Source organism: Rossellomorea marisflavi (assembly GCF_009806575.1).
GTDB lineage: Bacteria > Bacillota > Bacilli > Bacillales > Bacillaceae_B > Rossellomorea > Rossellomorea marisflavi_A.
In genome coordinates, this window is sequence record NZ_CP047095.1 from 775,513 (window position 1) to 792,970 (window position 17,458).

25 protein-coding genes are annotated in these 17,458 nt (G+C 48.3%); 15 read left to right on the plus strand and 10 right to left on the minus strand.

Annotated features, from left to right (window positions below):
• The first annotated feature begins 142 nt into the window (after positions 1-142).
• Positions 143-409 (plus strand): hypothetical protein, encoded by a 267-nt coding sequence (locus D5E69_RS04070; RefSeq protein ID WP_159129246.1) that lies wholly within the window; start codon positions 143-145, stop codon positions 407-409.
• 15 nt (positions 410-424) lie between these two features.
• Here the strand turns inward: D5E69_RS04070 and D5E69_RS04075 are convergent, their stop codons facing one another.
• From D5E69_RS04075 to D5E69_RS04080, 3 genes are all read right to left on the minus strand, one after another.
• On the minus strand, positions 425-895 hold the full coding sequence (locus D5E69_RS04075; protein WP_053072197.1) for a YrvL family regulatory protein: 471 nt from the start codon (positions 893-895) through the stop codon (positions 425-427).
• Positions 896-922: 27 nt separating this feature from the next.
• Positions 923-1,069, minus strand: coding sequence for a hypothetical protein (locus D5E69_RS23340; protein WP_197082206.1), 147 nt, complete (start codon positions 1,067-1,069; stop codon positions 923-925).
• A gap of 69 nt (positions 1,070-1,138) precedes the next feature.
• Positions 1,139-2,125 (minus strand): LacI family DNA-binding transcriptional regulator, encoded by a 987-nt coding sequence (locus tag D5E69_RS04080; RefSeq protein WP_048012337.1) that lies wholly within the window; start codon positions 2,123-2,125, stop codon positions 1,139-1,141.
• Positions 2,126-2,209: 84 nt separating this feature from the next.
• Here D5E69_RS04080 and D5E69_RS04085 point away from each other — a divergent pair, with 84 nt between their 5' ends.
• Positions 2,210-3,070, plus strand: a complete 861-nt coding sequence (locus tag D5E69_RS04085) for an HAD-IIB family hydrolase (protein WP_159129247.1) — start codon at positions 2,210-2,212, stop codon at positions 3,068-3,070.
• Between the two features lie 31 nt (positions 3,071-3,101).
• Here the strand turns inward: D5E69_RS04085 and D5E69_RS04090 are convergent, their stop codons facing one another.
• Positions 3,102-3,494, minus strand: a complete 393-nt coding sequence (locus tag D5E69_RS04090; protein WP_048012339.1) for a DUF5412 family protein — start codon at positions 3,492-3,494, stop codon at positions 3,102-3,104.
• 190 nt (positions 3,495-3,684) lie between these two features.
• Here D5E69_RS04090 and D5E69_RS04095 point away from each other — a divergent pair, with 190 nt between their 5' ends.
• Together D5E69_RS04095 and D5E69_RS04100 are read left to right on the plus strand one after the other, a co-directional pair.
• Positions 3,685-4,104: a hypothetical protein gene (locus D5E69_RS04095; RefSeq protein ID WP_159129248.1), complete on the plus strand. Its 420-nt coding sequence runs from the start codon at positions 3,685-3,687 to the stop codon at positions 4,102-4,104.
• Positions 4,105-4,179: 75 nt separating this feature from the next.
• Positions 4,180-6,090, plus strand: coding sequence for a 3'-5' exonuclease (locus tag D5E69_RS04100; protein WP_063191014.1), 1,911 nt, complete (start codon positions 4,180-4,182; stop codon positions 6,088-6,090).
• Positions 6,091-6,120: 30 nt separating this feature from the next.
• Here the strand turns inward: D5E69_RS04100 and D5E69_RS04105 are convergent, their stop codons facing one another.
• Positions 6,121-7,104 (minus strand): BRCT domain-containing protein, encoded by a 984-nt coding sequence (locus D5E69_RS04105; RefSeq protein WP_249931604.1) that lies wholly within the window; start codon positions 7,102-7,104, stop codon positions 6,121-6,123.
• 96 nt (positions 7,105-7,200) lie between these two features.
• Between D5E69_RS04105 and D5E69_RS04110 the strand changes: the two genes are divergently transcribed.
• Positions 7,201-7,566, plus strand: coding sequence for a DUF3221 domain-containing protein (locus D5E69_RS04110; RefSeq protein WP_063191012.1), 366 nt, complete (start codon positions 7,201-7,203; stop codon positions 7,564-7,566).
• A 79-nt stretch (positions 7,567-7,645) separates the two neighbouring features.
• Here D5E69_RS04110 and D5E69_RS04115 read toward each other — a convergent pair whose 3' ends face one another.
• A complete protein-coding gene (locus tag D5E69_RS04115) occupies positions 7,646-8,128 on the minus strand; it encodes a GNAT family N-acetyltransferase (protein ID WP_063191011.1) in 483 nt (160 codons plus the stop codon).
• Between the two features lie 141 nt (positions 8,129-8,269).
• Between D5E69_RS04115 and D5E69_RS04120 the strand changes: the two genes are divergently transcribed.
• From D5E69_RS04120 to D5E69_RS04140, 5 genes are all read left to right on the plus strand, one after another.
• Positions 8,270-8,947, plus strand: a complete 678-nt coding sequence (locus tag D5E69_RS04120) for a lysozyme inhibitor LprI family protein (RefSeq protein ID WP_048005571.1) — start codon at positions 8,270-8,272, stop codon at positions 8,945-8,947.
• 96 nt (positions 8,948-9,043) lie between these two features.
• Positions 9,044-9,484: a YhfM domain-containing protein gene (locus tag D5E69_RS04125; protein WP_063191010.1), complete on the plus strand. Its 441-nt coding sequence runs from the start codon at positions 9,044-9,046 to the stop codon at positions 9,482-9,484.
• A gap of 39 nt (positions 9,485-9,523) precedes the next feature.
• Positions 9,524-10,060: a P-loop nucleotide/nucleoside kinase family protein gene (locus D5E69_RS04130; protein WP_048012343.1), complete on the plus strand. Its 537-nt coding sequence runs from the start codon at positions 9,524-9,526 to the stop codon at positions 10,058-10,060.
• Positions 10,057-11,022: a DUF2268 domain-containing putative Zn-dependent protease gene (locus D5E69_RS04135; protein WP_048012344.1), complete on the plus strand. Its 966-nt coding sequence runs from the start codon at positions 10,057-10,059 to the stop codon at positions 11,020-11,022. The genes D5E69_RS04130 and D5E69_RS04135 overlap by 4 nt, the downstream gene beginning before the upstream one ends.
• 41 nt (positions 11,023-11,063) lie before the next feature.
• The gene (locus D5E69_RS04140) at positions 11,064-11,807 is read left to right on the plus strand and encodes a phosphotransferase family protein (RefSeq protein WP_063191009.1); all 744 of its coding nucleotides are present in this window, start codon (positions 11,064-11,066) and stop codon (positions 11,805-11,807) included.
• A gap of 43 nt (positions 11,808-11,850) precedes the next feature.
• On the opposite strand, the gene D5E69_RS04145 is transcribed toward D5E69_RS04140, so the two are convergent.
• The 3 genes from D5E69_RS04145 to D5E69_RS04155 are packed head-to-tail and all read right to left on the minus strand — an operon-like array spanning position 11,851 to position 13,130.
• Entirely contained in the window at positions 11,851-12,360 is a 510-nt protein-coding gene (locus tag D5E69_RS04145) for a YfiT family bacillithiol transferase (RefSeq protein WP_063191008.1), read from the minus strand.
• 12 nt (positions 12,361-12,372) lie between these two features.
• Positions 12,373-12,726, minus strand: a complete 354-nt coding sequence (locus D5E69_RS04150) for a DUF3147 family protein (RefSeq protein WP_048012347.1) — start codon at positions 12,724-12,726, stop codon at positions 12,373-12,375.
• Positions 12,711-13,130, minus strand: coding sequence for a MarR family winged helix-turn-helix transcriptional regulator (locus tag D5E69_RS04155; RefSeq protein WP_048012348.1), 420 nt, complete (start codon positions 13,128-13,130; stop codon positions 12,711-12,713). The genes D5E69_RS04150 and D5E69_RS04155 overlap by 16 nt, the downstream gene beginning before the upstream one ends.
• A gap of 127 nt (positions 13,131-13,257) precedes the next feature.
• Here D5E69_RS04155 and D5E69_RS04160 point away from each other — a divergent pair, with 127 nt between their 5' ends.
• Positions 13,258-13,395, plus strand: coding sequence for a CbrC family protein (locus D5E69_RS04160; protein WP_159129250.1), 138 nt, complete (start codon positions 13,258-13,260; stop codon positions 13,393-13,395).
• A gap of 32 nt (positions 13,396-13,427) precedes the next feature.
• Here D5E69_RS04160 and D5E69_RS04165 read toward each other — a convergent pair whose 3' ends face one another.
• Positions 13,428-13,835, minus strand: a complete 408-nt coding sequence (locus D5E69_RS04165) for a MerR family transcriptional regulator (protein ID WP_048012349.1) — start codon at positions 13,833-13,835, stop codon at positions 13,428-13,430.
• Positions 13,836-14,027: 192 nt separating this feature from the next.
• Here D5E69_RS04165 and D5E69_RS04170 point away from each other — a divergent pair, with 192 nt between their 5' ends.
• The 4 genes from D5E69_RS04170 to D5E69_RS04185 all read left to right on the plus strand — a co-directional run bounded on the left by D5E69_RS04170 (position 14,028) and on the right by D5E69_RS04185 (position 17,239).
• Positions 14,028-15,068 (plus strand): NAD(P)-dependent alcohol dehydrogenase, encoded by a 1,041-nt coding sequence (locus tag D5E69_RS04170; RefSeq protein ID WP_048012350.1) that lies wholly within the window; start codon positions 14,028-14,030, stop codon positions 15,066-15,068.
• A 663-nt stretch (positions 15,069-15,731) separates the two neighbouring features.
• Positions 15,732-16,220 carry a hypothetical protein gene (locus D5E69_RS04175; protein WP_063191007.1) on the plus strand — a complete coding sequence of 163 codons (489 nt, stop codon included), beginning with the start codon at positions 15,732-15,734 and terminating at the stop codon, positions 16,218-16,220.
• A gap of 15 nt (positions 16,221-16,235) precedes the next feature.
• A complete protein-coding gene (locus D5E69_RS04180) occupies positions 16,236-17,024 on the plus strand; it encodes a phosphotransferase (RefSeq protein ID WP_063191006.1) in 789 nt (262 codons plus the stop codon).
• Positions 17,021-17,239 (plus strand): hypothetical protein, encoded by a 219-nt coding sequence (locus D5E69_RS04185; RefSeq protein WP_156489300.1) that lies wholly within the window; start codon positions 17,021-17,023, stop codon positions 17,237-17,239. Before D5E69_RS04180 ends, D5E69_RS04185 begins: the two co-directional genes overlap by 4 nt.
• The last annotated feature ends 219 nt before the right edge of the window (positions 17,240-17,458 follow it).

Consider the following 17,458-nt stretch of genomic DNA (forward strand, 5'->3'; position numbering starts at 1 on the left):
ATTCCCCCTTTTATATATAAACGTATGATCACGAGGGAAGTTTCATTTTTATGGAAAAATATACAATTTTAATAAGGGAGCATTCACTGCTTGAAACTTCCTGTAGCGTTGCATCGTCTATAGGGACAGGAGGCTGATGGGGATGAAGAAAATCGTGGGGGCTTTATCGCTGATACTGGTGCTTGGCGGATGCAATTCCATTCAACCGAACATATCCCAGAAGGAAGTCCGATCCATTGTTATGAAGGAACATGAAAATTCCATTGGTGAAGTCGAGATTATTTCTGTTCAGCACAACTGGAGGGAATACATTGCGAAGTGGGAGAACACGGAGAACTGTGAGGCGGGGACGGACTATATCCACGATGCGACCGGTAAGGTGAAAAAGAGCGAGGTTAGCATTTGTTAGCTTGGAGGGAGGCGATCATTCGCCTCCTTCTTCCATGTCTGCCTTCTTTTCCTTCGGCGGGTCGAACACAAGATCCAACAGGGCGAGGAATAAGGCGATTCCGATCTGAGTCAGGGGCTGTATGTCAATGGACGACATGAGAGCCACCAGGATGGAAATGATGCCCCAGTTAATCAGGAAGGAGAAGAAGAAATAGCCTCCCTTCAATGCATTCCATGACCAGCGTCCCGACGCCCTCATGAGGCCGAACAGCAGCTTCACGATAAAATCTCCGATGAATCCGCAGATGAAGTAGAATACCGCGAACCAAAGCAGGGACCAGTAAGAGCTGTACTCGATGCCGATGATCCGGAAGAGACCGACGAAACCGAAGAAAATCAGGGCGACGACAAATCCGATAGCTGCGAGAATGATCAGACTGACAGACACGATGATGAAAATTTTTGTGGGTAGTGATTCGTTTTTGAATGAGTCTTGATCGGACATGGTGTACCTCCGTGGTGTAATTAATCTCTAATAAGGTTTGAATGTTCCCCTTAGTTTCTTATGAAAGGCTTCCAATCTAGGAATCTTGCGGAATGTCAAGAACGATGTGATGGTCACAAAAATAAACAACCATTCATGTTCCTCCCCGCGGTTATCGATGATGGCGGATTTCACATGATCCCTCCTATGACCTTACTCCCTACAAAGTATAGTCCAAACTGGATTTTATGTAAAATAAAACCATTAAGAGGAACCTCGTCTCACCAACCATGGTTTTCGTTTGATCAAAAGGGGCTCGGGATTCTTTCCTTGAAGGCGCTGTGTCAGCCTGCCCATGAGATCTAGCGCGATTTCGTCCAGAGCATACGAGATGGAAGAAAGGGTCGGGGAGGTCGTCAAGCAGATGGGATGATCATCAAACCCGATGATCTTCACGTCCTCCGGCACCGACAAACCTACTGCATTCGCAGCAGCGAGGAGCCCTGCGGCTACAAAATCACTTCCTGCCACAATTCCCTTTGGTGGCGAAGCGGTGAGGAAACGTTCCTCTCCCAATGCCACCCCGTCTTCAATGGTGATGACCTTGTTATGACAACAAGTGTCAGCGCACTCAAGTCCGTGATGGGCGTGTGCCCGCTTAAAACCCTCCCAACGCTTCTGTTGGAGAGGGGAGTCCATATCGTCTCCGCAGAAGATGAGGGGGAAAGCCCCCTGATGAAGAAGGTGATCGGTGGCGATGAACGTCGCTTCCTCTTCATCCACGCCGACGGTATCAAAGTGTGCCCCATCGAACTGTTCATTGCACACGACGACGATCTGATCCTGAACCCTCGACTTGATCTCATCTTCCGCGAAGGTTGAGTGGGTGAGGATCAAGGCATCGACCTCTTTATGAATCAAGGCATCATAGATCTCTGATTCAGCATCCTGGGAAAAGAAGGTCTGGTGGATGACCATCTTATACCCGGCGTCCCGGCAGGTTTTTGTAAGGATACCCGCAAGGCGGCTGAAGTAGGGATGATCCAGGAGAGGCACGACAATCCCGATCGTGTGATTTCGTTGCAAACGGAGCTGGACGCCACGGAGATTTCGGACGTAGGAAAGTTCCTTGATGGCTTCTTCCACCTTCCTCCGGCTGTCTTCCGAGACATGAGGATGGTGATTCAGGACCCGTGAAACGGTCGATTTGGACACTCCGCTTACACGGGCGATATCAAGAATGGTCGGCATTGGTCAATCTCCCTCCAAGTTATGTATTGACATGGGAACGTTCCCAGAGAGTACGTTGAATTTATCTTACTAGGAGGTGTCCATATGCCGCAAGATGTTTACCATTCGACAGGCGAGACCAGGTATATCGCATTTTTTGATTTTGATGAAACGTATTTCCCACATGCATGTACAGAGGAGCAGCTCATGATGGTCCATGAACTGGAGGAGTATCTTCAATGGCTTGCGTCTGAGCAACATGTGAAGATCGGATGGGTGACAGGCAGCAGTCTCACCCAGGTCGAGGAGAAGATGAAGAAGGCGAGGATGCGGTATCTTCCCCACTTCATCTCAAGCAACCTCGGGACGGAAATGTGGGAAGTGCATGCAAGCCAATGCTACCGTCCCATTCCGGAATGGGAGAAGAGGATTGCCCGGTCAGGCTTCTCCCATGGAGTCGTACAGGAGATCCTGGATGACTTAAAGAACATCTACTCTATCAAACTGACCCCTCAAACCCAGTTCGGGCAGGGGACTTATAAGATGAACTACTATTACTATCCCGCTTCGGACACAGGTGTCGATTATCACCTCGGCATCATCCGTCAGCTCGCGTTCAATCACGGTGTAGGAATCAACATCAACCGTTGCAACCCGAAGGCAGGAGACCCGGAAAATGCGTACGACGTCGACTTCATTCCCAAAGGGACGGGCAAGAAGGCCGCGGTCAGCTTCATGAAGAAACATTACAACGTCCCCAGTAGCCGCACCCTAGCCTTCGGAGACAGCGGCAACGACCTGGAAATGGTGAAGACTGTAGAGCACGGTTATCTTCTAGGAGCTGCCACGGAAGAAGCGAAAAGGAAGCATGACTTCATAACAGAAGGTGAATACGGGAAAGGGATCATGGAAGTGTGTGGGAGAGTGTTTTCGCGTAAGGAATGGGACAGCGCGATGGAGAGGTGAAGTGGAGGTTCCTGAGGAGGGAACCTCTCTTTCATTCCCGCCTGTAGTCATACACCTCATCTGGTAAATGAAGGACTTGATCGTTAATTTGCACCGTCTCATCGTCCACCCAACTGATTTCTCCTTCCTCTTCATGGTACTGCCAATAGATATTCTTGGCTTCACGTTTTTTTTCGTTGAATGTCAGTACGCCAAGCACAGCATAATCCACGGTGGCTCCGCCATTGTTGAGGAAGGTTTGTACGGTATAGCGTCCGTCCGGTGACGTTTCTTCTGTAATGAGTTCCCCTGGCTCCAGCCGGTCTATGTCAAATAAGGACCAATGGATGAGGGCGATGAGGCCCCAGCTCACTGCAGCTGTGAACACGATGGTGGAAATCGTGATGGTGAAACCGACGGGGTGTTTTTTGATGAAACGTTTCAATGTCTCTGGCCCCCTTACTATAAATAGGAAATATTGGTTTAGTATATCATGAATTGTCGAAGGGGAATATCAAGGAGGGTAAAAGCATGAAGTGGTTCAGCATGTCCGATATTTCATTCTTAAGCATCCATAATAGTTAAATTGTGGTAGAGTGGCAGTGTAGGAGAGTGTATGAAAGTAGGGATGTTTGATGAAGACGTTCGTAGATAAGGGTGTTGCTCTTGTAGTGGTTTCATTTATAGGCAGTGTTTTGTTTGTCTCACTGGGTCCATGGTCGGAAAAGAATGTGGGCATCGTCCTTTACTATTCTCTGTTCATATTTCCAGTTGTTCTGTTGTGCATGTCCCCCGGGGTCTTACTTTCTTACGGAATTGACCATTTGAAGGTCGCACTCCGGAAAGACACCCTGATGGTTTCCGTGGGCTTGCACATCGGCCTTTGCCTTGTTTTGCCCTACCTACCATTTGTGATCATCCGGACCTTTTCATTCTTTGCCATTATTTATTTCTTGGTGCTTCCCGGTGTGTATGGTTTGCTGGACTATATGCTAAAGGAGAGACGTCAGAGGGCATTCGGTCCAGCCAGAAAATTGCTAGGTTGGATTGGATAATCTGTCGAAAAATGTTAAAAGAACTCTTGGATTGTTGTATAATGGAAATTATCAAAAAGTTGGAGTGTTTTTTTTATGGCATACACGATACCAGAAACGATCCGAACGTCGGCCACGGCCGGTGAGAGGCTTCTTTTTCGTACCTTGAAGACGTATTTACCTGATGATTATATTGTGTACTATGAGCCTGAGATCCACGGGAAGCGTCCGGATTTCGTGGTCATCGGACCTGATCTGGGGTTTGTGGTGCTTGAGGTGAAGGATTACACGAAGAGTACGCTATTGCAATTGAACCATGATGAGTGGACGCTGCATACCTCGTCGGGGGAACAACGTACGGTGAAGAATCCGTTGAAGCAAGCGCGAGAGTATGCATTCAAGATCTCGGACGTACTGAAGAAAGATAAGAACCTCGTCCAGTTGGAGGGGAAATATCAGTTCCAGTTGAAATTCCCGTATGGCTTCGGAGCAGTGTTCACACGCCTTCATCAGAAGGATTTCATACAGGACGGGCTGTATGCCGTCGTCGAGCCGTCCTTCTGCCTGACGCGCGATGAAATCGACCCGGATAAAGAAGGATTCTCCGAAGAAATCCTGATGGAGAAGATCATGAATATGTTCACGATCCCATACCGGTTGAAGGAACCCCTTACAAAAGAAGAGATGGATGCAATCCGGTATCATCTCTTCCCAGAGGTGAGGATCAGTGCCGAGTTCAAAAAGCCCGTTCCGTATCAGGATCAGCTACTGCTGTCTCTTCATGATGTGAAGGCGATGGACCTTCATCAGGAGAACCTTGCGAAGCAGCTCGGCGATAAGAACCGCCTGATCCGTGGGGTGGCCGGAAGTGGGAAAACGCTGATCCTGGCAAGTCGTGCGAAGCTTCTTGCAAAAGAGCATCCAGATTGGAAGATCCTCATCCTCTGCTATAACATTTCCCTTTCAAGGAATATCGAGCAGATGGTGACCCATATGATGAATGAACCAGACGATCTGTTCGACTTAGCGGAAGACGAGGGGAAAGGCAGGACCCATCATGTGACGGTCCGGAATTTCCACGCGTGGTTGAAGCATGACCTGAAGATCACGGAAAAAACCATTCCGTCCGTACTTGATAAGATCAAGAAAGGCGAGGCGATCCTTCCCGGCTATGATGCGATCCTGATTGATGAGGGGCAAGACTTTGAATCATCCTGGTTTGAGCTTGTAGCGAATCTCCTGAATCCCGAGACCAAATCCCTCCTTCTTGTAGAGGACAGGGCGCAGTCGATCTATAAACGGAAGCGGAGCTATCTGCAGGATATGGGACTGAGCTTCCAGGGGCGTTCGAAGGTGTTGAATATCAATTACCGCAATACGGCCCAGGTCGTGAAGTTCGCGTGGGATTTCTATAAGACCCATTCAGCATTGAAGAACAAGGTCGTGGACCGCGGATTCGAAGGCGAAATCATCGCTCCCCAGAGCACGAAGCGCAAAGGTGTCGAACCGATGATCATCAAGGCCGCTACGTTCGACCAGGAAGCACGCTCTGTGGCCAAGCTGATCAACAGGCTGAACAAGGAAAAGCATGTGCCCTACTCGGAGATGCTCATCCTTTATCGCGTGAAGAAGTCCCATAAGACCAGCTACATCGATATCCTCAAGCACGAGCTTTCCAAAGAAGGAATCGACCACTTCTGGCTGACGGAAAACAGCGAATCAAAACGGAGCTTCGACATGGACGATGGCCGCGTCAAAATCAGCACCATCGACAGCAGCAAAGGCCTGGACTTCCAAGCGGTTTTCATCCTGAACGTCGACAACATGCCATTTGCACTGGAAGACGACGTAGAGCGCGAAGTATCCCTCCTCTACATCGGCATGACCAGGGCGAAGCAATACCTCTGTCTGTCCTATTCGGCCGAGTCGGAGTTCACGAAATACTTCGATGGGCTGGTGCAGGAGAGAAAAGAGAAAAAAGAGAAAAGCAAGAGCGTGGGTGGCTAGTCATCCATGCTTTTTTCTACACATAGGATTTTATTTCTCCAGAAGCATCCGATTCAACTGCGAAAGGGATAGAGTCATCTCCAATCCTTCCATGGACCTTGATCCGTCTCGATAGATGACAACCTCGGGTTTCAAATCTTCCGAATCCCTCACCCATGAAACATCCATCTTGTTCAGGATATTCTTCACCTTTCGTTTGTACGGCGCGGGCATGGGAGCGAGGTAAACCATCTTTCCAGACACATCATTAAGTTTTTTGTAAGGAGATGATTCTTTTGCAGGTTCGGTCGATAAGGTCTCCAAAAACCATTCATCAGAAATGATGGGGACCCCAAGGTTTCGGGCGCGCTCCAGCTTGCTTCCCGGCCGTTTGCCGACGATAAGGAAGTCTGTCTTGGATGTGATGGTATTGCTAACGGTGGCCCCGCAACTTCTGGCGGCTTTGCTCATGCTCACCCGGGGCTGGGCACTGGCTCCGGTGAACACGATGGACTTTCCTTCGAAAATCCTGCGATCGCGTTCCGGCTTGGCTAAGTGAACCGGATTCCACTCCAGCGGAGAGGCCCCGCTGATCACTTCAAGCAGGAGTAGCGAATTCAAATAGGCTTTGTGGTCAACGGGCAACCCCACTTTGAAATAGTGGGAGAGATAACTCAGGGTATAGGAAAACAGATGGGGATGGGTGTGCTTGATGGCGGCCTGTACACTGAAGCATTCCCTGTCTTCATCCAGCCATCCGTCGTGTAAAAGAGTGGCTCGGTCCAAGGATGCATTGAACGAAACAACCGGGTATGGGTAGTCTTCGAGTAGCTCACGGAAGGTTTGTTTCATCTTTATGTGATCTGAGATTTTCGCATATCCAGCCCCAAAACCGAAGACCGTCATGGTCTCGTCCTCTATGTCAAAAAAATAATGCTTATCAATGATGACACCGTCCTCCACAACAAGCGCGGCGACTTGAAAGATCCCGGAATCAGGAGCGGCACTTCCCGTTTCAATGTCAATCAGTATCATGTTTTTCAAGGGGAAGCCTCCTCAGTTCACTATGTATCATTAACATAGTGAAGCAGAGATTGTATGTTGTCAACTGTATGAAAGGAGATGGGTGTGATGAAACGCTTCATGAAGTTCCTCCTGCCGGTGGGGCTGTTCTTGTTGGTTACGGGTTGTGAGGAGATGATTCATGAAGGGCAGCCTGAATTTGTGCACGATGGGGAGGGACCTCCTACCATGGAGGGAATCTATCTTGAAGAAGAAAGCATCTTGGTTCCGATTGAAGACTTTGATGAAGAAGATATTGATCATTCCTTTAAGGAATTCGATCAAGACAATCGTTCATTTACTTATTTACAGTTTCAAGATGATTCAATGGCAGAGGGAATTGAATCCGGAACCAAGGTCGGGGTGTGGTGCGGGATAGTTATGGAGTCAGCACCTGCTAAAGCAAAATGTTCCAAGATTGAAGTGCTGGATTAAATTGAAAAATGGTATTGGATAGAATGAGTTTGATATGTCCATCCTGTTTCTGGAATTTCCAAGGGGAATTATCTCCTTTTTATATCGTTCGCGGTTGTTCACTGACAACTCCTCTCATCCTGATGACCGTACCTCCGAACTCCTTCTTGAATTCCCTCATTCCTATTCTCTTGTAAAAACTCAGCGCCTGATGGTTGCTTGGTGAAACGCGAAGGTGATATTCGGATACACCCTGAGTCCGAAAGAACTGAAGGGCGTACTGGTGAAGCTTATTTCCCATCCCTGATCCACGTCGCTCAGGAATCAGGTAGTAGAGGTTCACATACCCGATTTTGCTATCTTCATAGTCTTTCACCGTCAATTCAAGCTGACCGATTGGCACTCCCTCTTCCATGAGGAGAATGAAACCATCCGGGAACAAGTCCGATTGTTTCTCGACCCATCGTACGTATTCTTTCTCGTCAAAGTCTCGATTCGTACCGAAGCTGACCCTGAAGGAATCCCTCCGGAAAGAAACGATGATTTCCCTGTGTTTATCCACATCGATTTTTTGCAGATCCATATGTCACCTCCCGGGGGTTTATAAATAGAGTATCACGTATAACCATAAAATACCCATATGGTTACATTATGGTAATATAAGAATATGGGAGAAATGATATCAACGGAGCTACTACACTTTTAGGGAAAGGTCGTTTGGAAAATGAAGTGGAACAAACGCATCATCATCATCCTGGTCATTGGAATCCTTGCTTCCATGACTGCTTGCAAGAACAGTGAATCCAGTGCCACCTTGCAGAAACAAGATGAGACCGGGGAAGCAAAAGCTGAGAAAGGCGACACAACATCTGATTCAAAAGCGGAGAGTAAACAGGAGAGCGAAAATCAGGAAGCAGACACTGCCGAATCGGAAAATGAGTCCAGCCAGGAAACGACTTCTTCTTCAGAGGATGATGCCACGGAAGAATCGGATCAGAAGGAAAGCCAAACAGAAGAAGGCAGTAAATCCAATCGTAAGGGCATACAATCACAATACGTGAATGAACTGGATGAAACCAAAGCCAAATTCGAAGAAGAAGACTCCAATCAAACCGGTAATGAATCTACATACGAGTTGAAGTACTTTGAAGACAGGCGCTTTGAAGCCTGGGATGCGCATTTGAATGAGGTTTACAGTGTACTCAAAGCGAATCTTCCTGCTGATCAGTTCGATCAGCTCAAGGAGGAGCAGCGTCTTTGGATCAAGTCCCGTGACGCAAGTGCCAAGGAAGCTTCTGAACAATTCAAAGGAGGCACCCATGAACAGGTGGAGTACACGGCAACATTGGCGAATTTGACGGAAGCCCGCTGTTACGACCTGGTCAGGACCTATATGAAATGAAGTGAGTAAACCGGATCTATTGGGTCCGGTTTTAATTTTATCAATAAATGGAAACTTAATCCTCTTGTGTACGTATAAGAAAGTGGAGGTGCCGCTATGAAAAAGATCCTGTTTGCAGTCTCGATGAGTATTATACTCGCCAGTTGTCAGAAGGAAACGGCCGCCCCTGTTCTGTACGATCCTCCGGCGTCGAACATGGAGAACGGGCTGATTGATTTCAAAGAGTGGGAAGGGCTCCATCTTTCTAAGCCGGGAGTCGATTCAAGGATTAATGAGGACGATGCGCTCATGATCCAAGCGGTCCAGGAAGTGTTCGCTAGTGCTGTGAAGGTTGAGGGGCTGGCCCATCTTGAAGATCCGGATTTTATCATGGAGGTGGATGCTGCGAACGGTGAACAGCAAAAGCTTCTTCTTTGGTTGGGTGATGAAGGGGAGGAGAGTCGGGTAAAGAAGTCGAAGGATTCAAACGCTGTTTATTCACTTGATGAGAAATGGACGGATAGGCTGAGGCAGTTGGTAGGCAATGAGCATGAATAGGGCGTGTTTATATAAAAAGGATACGAGGTGAACTTGAGTATGTTTATTCAAATGTCAGGATTTCCAGGGTCGGGGAAGTCAACCCTTGCCCGTGAGATAGGAAAAAGAACAGGTGCGGTCATCGTGGATCATGACGTCACGAAATCAGCTCTGATGGAAAAGGTGGAAAATGAACTTACCCATGATACAGCAGGGCGAGTATCATATCACTTGGACTGGTCCATCAGTGAGTCGTTGCTCGTGCAAGGACATAGTGTGATCTTTGATAGCCCTTGTCTCTATGATGAGATTGTAGAGAAGGGGACGCTCCTTGCTGAAAAATACGGAATTCCATATAAATATATTGAGTGTGTGGTGCATGATTTTACCCTGATCAATGAGCGTTTGAGGGAAAGGGAGCGGATGCCGAGCCAAATCAAAGAGGTGAAATCCGAAGAAGCATTCCGGAAAACGGTGTTGAACAGTAAAAAGCCCGATGGCCTCCCGTGCCTACAGATAGATACTTCTTCTAACATCACGTCTTATATTACAAGGGTCATTCGATACCTTGAGAATGGAGAAGGGGGAGCGGAATGAAGAAGATCTATTGGACGATTGCTATATGTACCCTGCTCCTAGCACTCACGGGCTGTTCAGATGACAAAGAAGAAGAGGCGTTCAAGAGCGAAGAAACGATTACATACAAAGAACAAGAAATAAAGGTTCACTATTACTACAATGAGATGGCAGATTATATCGAAAGTGTACGTGACAATCCTGATCAGGATAAAGAGACGCTTTACATACAGAAGGTCAAGAAAGCGATGGTTGAGCACGGTGAGGCGGATGATCCGACTATAATGAAAATGATTGGTTATGAATTTTTACAGGCTCCGCGAGACCTAGATACAATGGAGGAAGACCTGCAGGTATTAAAGGGAAAACAGGACACCATCCACTCGAGCATGAAGAAAGCCATGGAGAAGTCTATCGAAGTTCTTCCCGGTGGTAATAAAACCATTTACGTGGTTCCTTCCAGTTCTGAATTCAAATCTAACACAAATCTTATGAACGGTGTATATGGTGTGGTGTACGGTGAGTATGCCATCCTCATCCTGATCGATCCTGCTTTCAACGTGGAAAATCTTGAATATACAATCGCTCATGAGTATCATCATACCGTCAATTTCGAGACCCATAAATCAGAGCGAAAATCGAACTTGGATGGTGTCGTCGTTGAAGGAAAGGCAGATGCATTTGCTAAGCAAATCTATCCCGATGTGGAAATTCCATCGGTGGACAGGTTACATCCAAATAAAGAAAAAATGGTGTGGGATATGATTTCAGAGAATCCCGATACCTATAATCAAGAGCTCTATGATGAAACTTTTTTTGGAAGTCGCGAAAAGAAGATCCCGATGTGGTCCAACTACCGTGTCGGCCTTCAAATCATGGATGCATTTCTTGAGAAGAATCCCGAGGTCCCCATACCGGAATGGACATCTATGACTACAGCGGAAATCTTGGAGAGAGGGAAGTATGCGGAGAAGTTTGAATAGGACACGCGCTGTCATCACATTTTGATAAAGGAGCGTCTGGCATGATCGAGAAGATTGAAAGTCTGGTAGGTCCCATCTTGCGACATCTACTCCTTGAAGAACAGGGCTGCACGTCTGAAGTGAGCCGGATTGAAACCGGGGAAGGGACGTTCATTTTGAAGAAGGCGTCTCTACCACGCTACCGAAACTGGTTAAAGAAAGAGGCGCAGGTGCTACAACGCGTTCAGGGATATGTCGCGGTGCCTGGATTCATAGGGTTTTGGGAGAGTGAACGAGACAGCTATCTTCTAATGGAATACATAGAGGGGATCTCCCTAACATCGGCGTTAAAGAGAGCCAACGATGGCGAGGAACGCCTTGTGCTAATCAGGAGTTTCGGAGATTTCCTTCATCGCTTCCATGAAAGAGCGCCACTAGTAGGGGGTGAGAAAGGTGATTGGCTGGAGCGGGTATGGCAAGAGGCGGAGCCGTATGTCAGGGCAGGTGAGACGGATGGGGATAAAGCGCTTTCGGAACAATTAAAGGAGGAGAGGCCGGCTTCGGTCAACCCCACGATGATCCACGGGGACTGCAATCCCGATAATGTGCTCGTGGTGGACGGTGAGGTGAACTGCTTAATCGATGTGTCCGGTATGACGGTGGGAGATCCACGTTATGATGAGTCCCTAGCGATCGGGAAGTTCACGGGGGAAGAGAGGGATGCCTTTTATGAGGGATATAAGCGATACCGGGTGTCGGATGAGGAGTTCACGTACTTTTATCATGGAATGTATGAGTTGTTTTAGAAAAAGCCTTGGCCCTTCCTTAAGAGGAAAGCCAAGGCTTATTTTAGTTTTGGAGCGCATGCTGGATATGAGCCAGGTGATGATTCCCATGCCAGGCATAGATTCCGATGTTCACGGCAAGGGCCACGCTCCCAGAGTCAGGGTGGACGAAGGTCCGCGCGAGCAGTTCTTCCGTCAAGCTTTCTAAAAGAATGACCCATCGTTCGTGCAGGGAGGAGATGATCGTCAAGGATGATGCGATGGGAGAGCGGGAATCAGGGAGCTCGGCCCATTTATCCTCGTCATAGGGACGGATGGTCGGGTTCTCTTCCGTCAGGGCGAGTTTGAATCGTATGTAGGCGTTCATATGACTGTCGGCAACATGGTGGACGACCTGGCGGATGGTCCAGCCCCCTTCACGGTAAGTCTTATCCAAGTCCTCGTCGCTTAGATTCCTTACTGTTTCTAGCAGTCTTGCAGGAAACGTGCGGATCTCTTCAATCCATTGGTGAATTCGGTCGGCTGATAGATGGTTAGGTGTTTCGAACTCCCCGATGGGATAGCGCTCATTCATTCTTCATTCCTCCTATGATAAGAAAAAGATTTTTGCCTGTTTGATGACGACATCTTGTAAGACGAGAAACAGCGCCCATCCTGCGAATCCAAGCCCAATTGCTGTGAAAAGATGAAGGGAGTGCTGGAGCGACAGGTATACGATGATGAGCAGGAAGGCCGTCGCGGGGAATCCCCACAGGACCCCGAGGGCGAATGTGCTGATGCGCTCCGATGCCTCGCCCTGTACATGGAGCCAGATGATGCTGAGGAGGCTGACCAGGGGAAGGGCCGCAATGATGCCCCCATAGGTAGGGAAGCGCCTAGCCATCTCGGTCACGGCACCGATGACGAGCGCGGATACAAGGATCTTCAGAAAGACGTACATGATTTTGCCTTCTCGCTCAGCAGCCGGAATGCTTCCGATACGGTTGCTCTTTCCTCAGGAGTCATGAGGTCTAGGGCAGCCTGCAGTTTGTCTTCATCAAGACTGGTATTGCGGAACAGCACAGCCCGACCGTTATCGGTGAGTTCCAAGATCACCTTGCGCTCATCATCGGGATGCCTTTTTTTAAGGAGGTATCCCTTCTCGATGATCCGCTTCACATGCTCGGAAGCTGTATGTTGGGTAACGGAGAGGAGATTGGCGACATCCTTCACACTGACTTCGTCCCGTTTATCCACAAGCTGCATGATGCGGATGACTTGGTGGGAGATCTTTTCTTGATGCTGGATATGAAGGTGGAAATAAAGGTCGGTCCAGTGTTGGTTGAGTTGGGTCACATTTTTCATGGATTCGCTCCTTGGTTCGGTTTCCTTGATTATATCGTATAATGCGATATGAATAAACATTAAATAGCTGATCAGGAAATCCCTGATCAGCTTCCGTCATGATCTGGAGGAAGAACTTGCCGGCGACTTGAGTGAAATCATGGCCACTTATAACATGCCGAAGGAGAAGCTGAAGGAATGGCTAACCAATGATGGCGCGCTTCAGGGGTACTTGTTCAAATGCGTGCACTGCCATCAGCACCGGCTTACGGTGGATTCGAACTGAACGTGAAAAAACGCCCAATCCAGGGCGTTTTTCTATTGGATTTCAATTTTCTTGTCACGATGGATCTCTTCCGTCCCCGCAGCCAGTGCTTCCTTATAGTAGCTACATTTGTGGTCGATCACTTCCATCGTCTTCATGAGATCCGCCATCTGCCTTTCCACGGTGGCTTTCCGTTCCATGAAGAGGTCGTGCCGTTCCTGGAGGGTGGAGTCGCCTTCGGTGCACCAGTCGATGAAGGTTTTGATATCCTTGATGGGCATGCCGGTGGATTTCAGGCATTCGATGATGCGGAGCGTGCTAATGTCGGAATCCTTGAAGAGGCGGACGCCGTTCGGACTGCGTTCCACGAAGGGCATGAGTCTTTCTTTATCATAATAGCGGAGCGTATAGATGGTGAGGTTCAGTTCCTTGGCTACCTCGCTGATGGAGTAGGTTTTCATGAGGGTTCCTCTTTTCATGTTCATATGATTGGAAAGATACCACGGTGTTCACCGGTAGTCAAAAGGGAGCTTCGTGCTTGACCTAGAGTGAACTAGAGGCAGTACGATGGTTTTGCTCAAGGGGAAAACGGGGATAGCAGTAGGAGCAAGACACCCTGACTTGGGACAATTAGAATTCGAGGAGGAACTACTATGGTTATGGCAAAAGCACGCGCAGTGGACGGGCCGGACAAGGCTTTCCGCTCAGCAGAAATCAAAAGACGTGAACTGGATGAAAAGGATGTACTGATCGAAATCAAATTCGCAGGGATCTGTCACTCTGATATCCATACAGCCCACGGTGAGTGGGGAGAAGTGAGTTATCCACTCGTTCCGGGGCATGAGATTGCCGGGATCATCACGGAAGTCGGCTCTGGTGTGTCGAAGTTCAAGGTGGGCGACCGCGCAGGCGTCGGTTGCATGGTCGACTCTTGCGGCGAATGCGTCAACTGTAAGGCCGGTGAGGAGCAATACTGCTTGGAAGGCAATGTGCCGACCTATGCGGGCGTCGACAAATACGGCGAGGCGACACAAGGTGGATATTCAACACATATCGTCGTGACGGAAGATTTCGCCTTGCACATCCCCGATGGCATCGAGCTTGATGCGGCGGCGCCGCTTCTATGCGCAGGGATTACCACGTATTCACCGCTTCACCACTGGAATGCCGGACCCGGCAAAAAAGTCGCTATCGTCGGGATGGGTGGACTCGGTCACATGGCCGTCAAGATTGCCAACGCCATGGGAGCAGAAGTAACCGTCCTTTCCCAAACACTGAACAAAGAGGAAGACGGACTCGCCTTCGGTGCCAAAGAGTACTATGCGACGAAGGATCCGGAAACATTCGAGAAGCTAAAAGGCCGCTTTGACCTGATCATCAACACGGTCAGCGCCAACATCGACATCGATGCATACTTCTCCCTCCTGACCCTTGACGGAACGCTCGTCAATGTGGGCGCACCGGGAGAACCGATGTCACTGAACGTCATGTCCCTCATCGGCCACCGTCGTTCTTTCGCCGGTTCCATGATCGGAGGGATACAAGAAACACAAGAGATGCTTAATTTCTGTGCCGAGCACAACATCGCACCGAAGATCGAGCTCATCTCTGCGGATCAGATTGATGAAGCGTACAAGCGTGTACTGGCTTCTGATGTGAAATACCGGTTTGTGATTGATACAAGTACGATTTGATTGTGATAGACCCCGGAGGTTCAGCCTTCGGGGTCTTTTTTTCGTTTTCGTCAAAGAATGGAGTCTTGAGCTAAATAATGGGAATCAAGATGGTCGTCGTTTCAATCAGTCTTGGAATCTCGTTTATAGCAGTCGTCCTATTAATGGCGACGTGCTGGCGAAGGGAAAAGGTGGTCGCTGCACAGGAAGGAGTGTAAAGGGGATGGGATTTCCCTTCATATCCTGTGGATAACCCCATTCATCATGAAATTGGACGTCTTCGTCACATTTACAGCCGACATTATTACCGACAATGGAAAAAATACTACCGACTTTTTGAAATTTTCTACCGGGAATCGAATTTTTATTACCAACTCTGTGATTTGTAGTAAAACCTATTACGAACACAAGGGGCGTATGACCAACTTTTTTGCATCATTACCGACTCCGTCCCGTTACGACCAAGTATCCTATGATTCTACCAACTCCCATACGTATTTAATAGAATGGAAGTAATATACAATAGTGGGTGTTGACTCTCTCGCTGGATGAATCTTTTTTCGATTGAATTCGTATAAAAAAGAAAGGGAACCCACGCAGCGGCGGACGATTTCTTCATCACCACCCATCCGTTCCAGCTATTCCACCAGCAAATCAACACCAAGGAGTGATTCTATCAAATCAATGAAATGGACCATGTATCAAGTACTGACGATCCTCACCCTCATCATCCTTCTGGTCTTTGTCGATGTTGGAGATATCCCGATCAACGTCACACCGGGTAATGATAGGATGGCGTTCATCCTCATGCTTCTAGGGGCCATGTTTATTTTCGGTGTCACAGGGTGTGCGTACCTTCTTCTGATGTTGCAGATTCAGAAGAAACCGGATCTGTTCCAGGCACGATTCTGGAAGAGTGCACCGATTCTGCTGATCATCATCGGTGTCATTTCCATCACCGTCTACTTCATGCTTGGCATGAGCGGTAGCCTGTTTGAATGGGTGGACGGACATCGCTGGATCATGTATGCGCTGCTTGTGTATTTCATTTGGCTATTTTATTTTTGGATCGTGTCGATCGTTAATCGGCAAACACGTGATAAACAAAAGGTTCCGGGCTATTCATTTGGCATCGGAGTCGTGGTGCTTTTGATCATCATTTTTATGATTTAGCAAAGGGGGGCTTGGATGAGTCAACATGAAGAAAAGCTGACAGGTGGGAATGTCTCGCAGGTCTACCGCGTGGAAGATACAGTCCGCCGTGAAATCAAGCCTGAGAGCAAACGGATACATAAGCTGTTGAAACACTTGGAAGAGAAAGGATTTCCCCATGCTCCGAGGTTCATTGGGGTGGATGAAAAGGGAAGAGAGGTGCTTTCTTTTTTAGAGGGGGAAGCCGGGAATTATCCCCTCAAATCGTATATGTGGTCGGATGAGGTGTTGATCGACATCGCGAAAATGCTTCGAGGTTACCACGATGCGGTAAGTGATTTCCCGTTCGAGGAAGAATGGGAGCCCCTCGATGATACGCCGGGACCTTATGAATTAATCTGTCATAATGACTTCGCAATCTACAATATTATTTTCCACAACAAACAGGTCGCGGGAATCATCGATTTTGATGTGTCGGCGCCAGGTCCGAGGGTATGGGATGTGGCATATGCCCTCTATACATGTGTGCCTTTTGGGGTGGGGTATCTCGATGAGAATGGAGAAGCCGTTTACTACGAAGCGAGCCGGGATGCTCATATAAGGAAGAAACGGATCGATCTCTTTTTCAAAGCCTATGGTATGGAGCACCTGAAGGAAGGAATCCTCGAGGTGGTGAAGCTCCGAGTCCAAGCCCTCCAATCGACGATGAAGAGGAAGGCGGCAGAAGGGGATGTGGCGTTCCAGCGGATGATCGATGAAGGTCATTATGATCACTACGAACGGGAGCTGGAGTTCATCAACCGTGAAGGGGATTTATGGCGGTGAGGAGGTTCTTCTATTCCCTCGTCTATCTCGCAGCAGCCAGCGTCCTCTATTACTATGTCAGTCAGGCCAGGGACCTGCAAGAATCAGGATCATTTCTCGGTATCCTGTTGCGGATCTGTTCCGTCGGACTGATGGTGCTAAGTGGATATGTCCTCCCAACCCTTTGGTTCAGAAAAGGGAAAAGGCGACAAGATCGTCCTTATAAAGGCATTTGATGTTGGGGGAAATTGTAATTAAGAAAAAGAAATGAGTACGTCGTGCTAGTGGAAGGAGCACCAGCCATATAGATGTGGCGGGTGCTCTTTGCTGTTTTGTTGAGGGGAGTTGGTGATACAGGGGGAAAGTTGAAAGTAAAGTGGGGTAGTTGATGAAAAAGGAAATGAGTTGATGATGAGAATTCGCCTTTGAGAGAAGTTGAAAATAAAATCCGCGTA

What these genes read in the sequence shown, in the direction of transcription:
- D5E69_RS04120 (WP_048005571.1), top strand. Translation starts at nt 8,270, where the DNA reads ATGAAGTGGAACAAACGCATCATCATCATCCTGGTCATTGGAATCCTT.
- D5E69_RS04070 (WP_159129246.1), top strand. Translation starts at nt 143, where the DNA reads ATGAAGAAAATCGTGGGGGCTTTATCGCTGATACTGGTGCTTGGCGGA.
- D5E69_RS04140 (WP_063191009.1), top strand. Translation starts at nt 11,064, where the DNA reads ATGATCGAGAAGATTGAAAGTCTGGTAGGTCCCATCTTGCGACATCTA.
- D5E69_RS04115 (WP_063191011.1), bottom strand. Translation starts at nt 8,128, where the DNA reads ATGGATCTGCAAAAAATCGATGTGGATAAACACAGGGAAATCATCGTT.
- D5E69_RS04155 (WP_048012348.1), bottom strand. Translation starts at nt 13,130, where the DNA reads ATGAAAAATGTGACCCAACTCAACCAACACTGGACCGACCTTTATTTC.
- D5E69_RS04130 (WP_048012343.1), top strand. Translation starts at nt 9,524, where the DNA reads ATGTTTATTCAAATGTCAGGATTTCCAGGGTCGGGGAAGTCAACCCTT.
- D5E69_RS04175 (WP_063191007.1), top strand. Translation starts at nt 15,732, where the DNA reads ATGAAATGGACCATGTATCAAGTACTGACGATCCTCACCCTCATCATC.
- D5E69_RS04125 (WP_063191010.1), top strand. Translation starts at nt 9,044, where the DNA reads ATGAAAAAGATCCTGTTTGCAGTCTCGATGAGTATTATACTCGCCAGT.
- D5E69_RS04135 (WP_048012344.1), top strand. Translation starts at nt 10,057, where the DNA reads ATGAAGAAGATCTATTGGACGATTGCTATATGTACCCTGCTCCTAGCA.
- D5E69_RS04100 (WP_063191014.1), top strand. Translation starts at nt 4,180, where the DNA reads ATGGCATACACGATACCAGAAACGATCCGAACGTCGGCCACGGCCGGT.
- D5E69_RS04180 (WP_063191006.1), top strand. Translation starts at nt 16,236, where the DNA reads ATGAGTCAACATGAAGAAAAGCTGACAGGTGGGAATGTCTCGCAGGTC.
- D5E69_RS04095 (WP_159129248.1), top strand. Translation starts at nt 3,685, where the DNA reads ATGAAGACGTTCGTAGATAAGGGTGTTGCTCTTGTAGTGGTTTCATTT.
- D5E69_RS04080 (WP_048012337.1), bottom strand. Translation starts at nt 2,125, where the DNA reads ATGCCGACCATTCTTGATATCGCCCGTGTAAGCGGAGTGTCCAAATCG.
- D5E69_RS04075 (WP_053072197.1), bottom strand. Translation starts at nt 895, where the DNA reads ATGTCCGATCAAGACTCATTCAAAAACGAATCACTACCCACAAAAATT.
- D5E69_RS04085 (WP_159129247.1), top strand. Translation starts at nt 2,210, where the DNA reads ATGCCGCAAGATGTTTACCATTCGACAGGCGAGACCAGGTATATCGCA.
- D5E69_RS04165 (WP_048012349.1), bottom strand. Translation starts at nt 13,835, where the DNA reads ATGAAAACCTACTCCATCAGCGAGGTAGCCAAGGAACTGAACCTCACC.
- D5E69_RS04150 (WP_048012347.1), bottom strand. Translation starts at nt 12,726, where the DNA reads ATGTACGTCTTTCTGAAGATCCTTGTATCCGCGCTCGTCATCGGTGCC.
- D5E69_RS04170 (WP_048012350.1), top strand. Translation starts at nt 14,028, where the DNA reads ATGGTTATGGCAAAAGCACGCGCAGTGGACGGGCCGGACAAGGCTTTC.
- D5E69_RS04110 (WP_063191012.1), top strand. Translation starts at nt 7,201, where the DNA reads ATGAAACGCTTCATGAAGTTCCTCCTGCCGGTGGGGCTGTTCTTGTTG.
- D5E69_RS04145 (WP_063191008.1), bottom strand. Translation starts at nt 12,360, where the DNA reads ATGAATGAGCGCTATCCCATCGGGGAGTTCGAAACACCTAACCATCTA.
- D5E69_RS04105 (WP_249931604.1), bottom strand. Translation starts at nt 7,104, where the DNA reads ATGATACTGATTGACATTGAAACGGGAAGTGCCGCTCCTGATTCCGGG.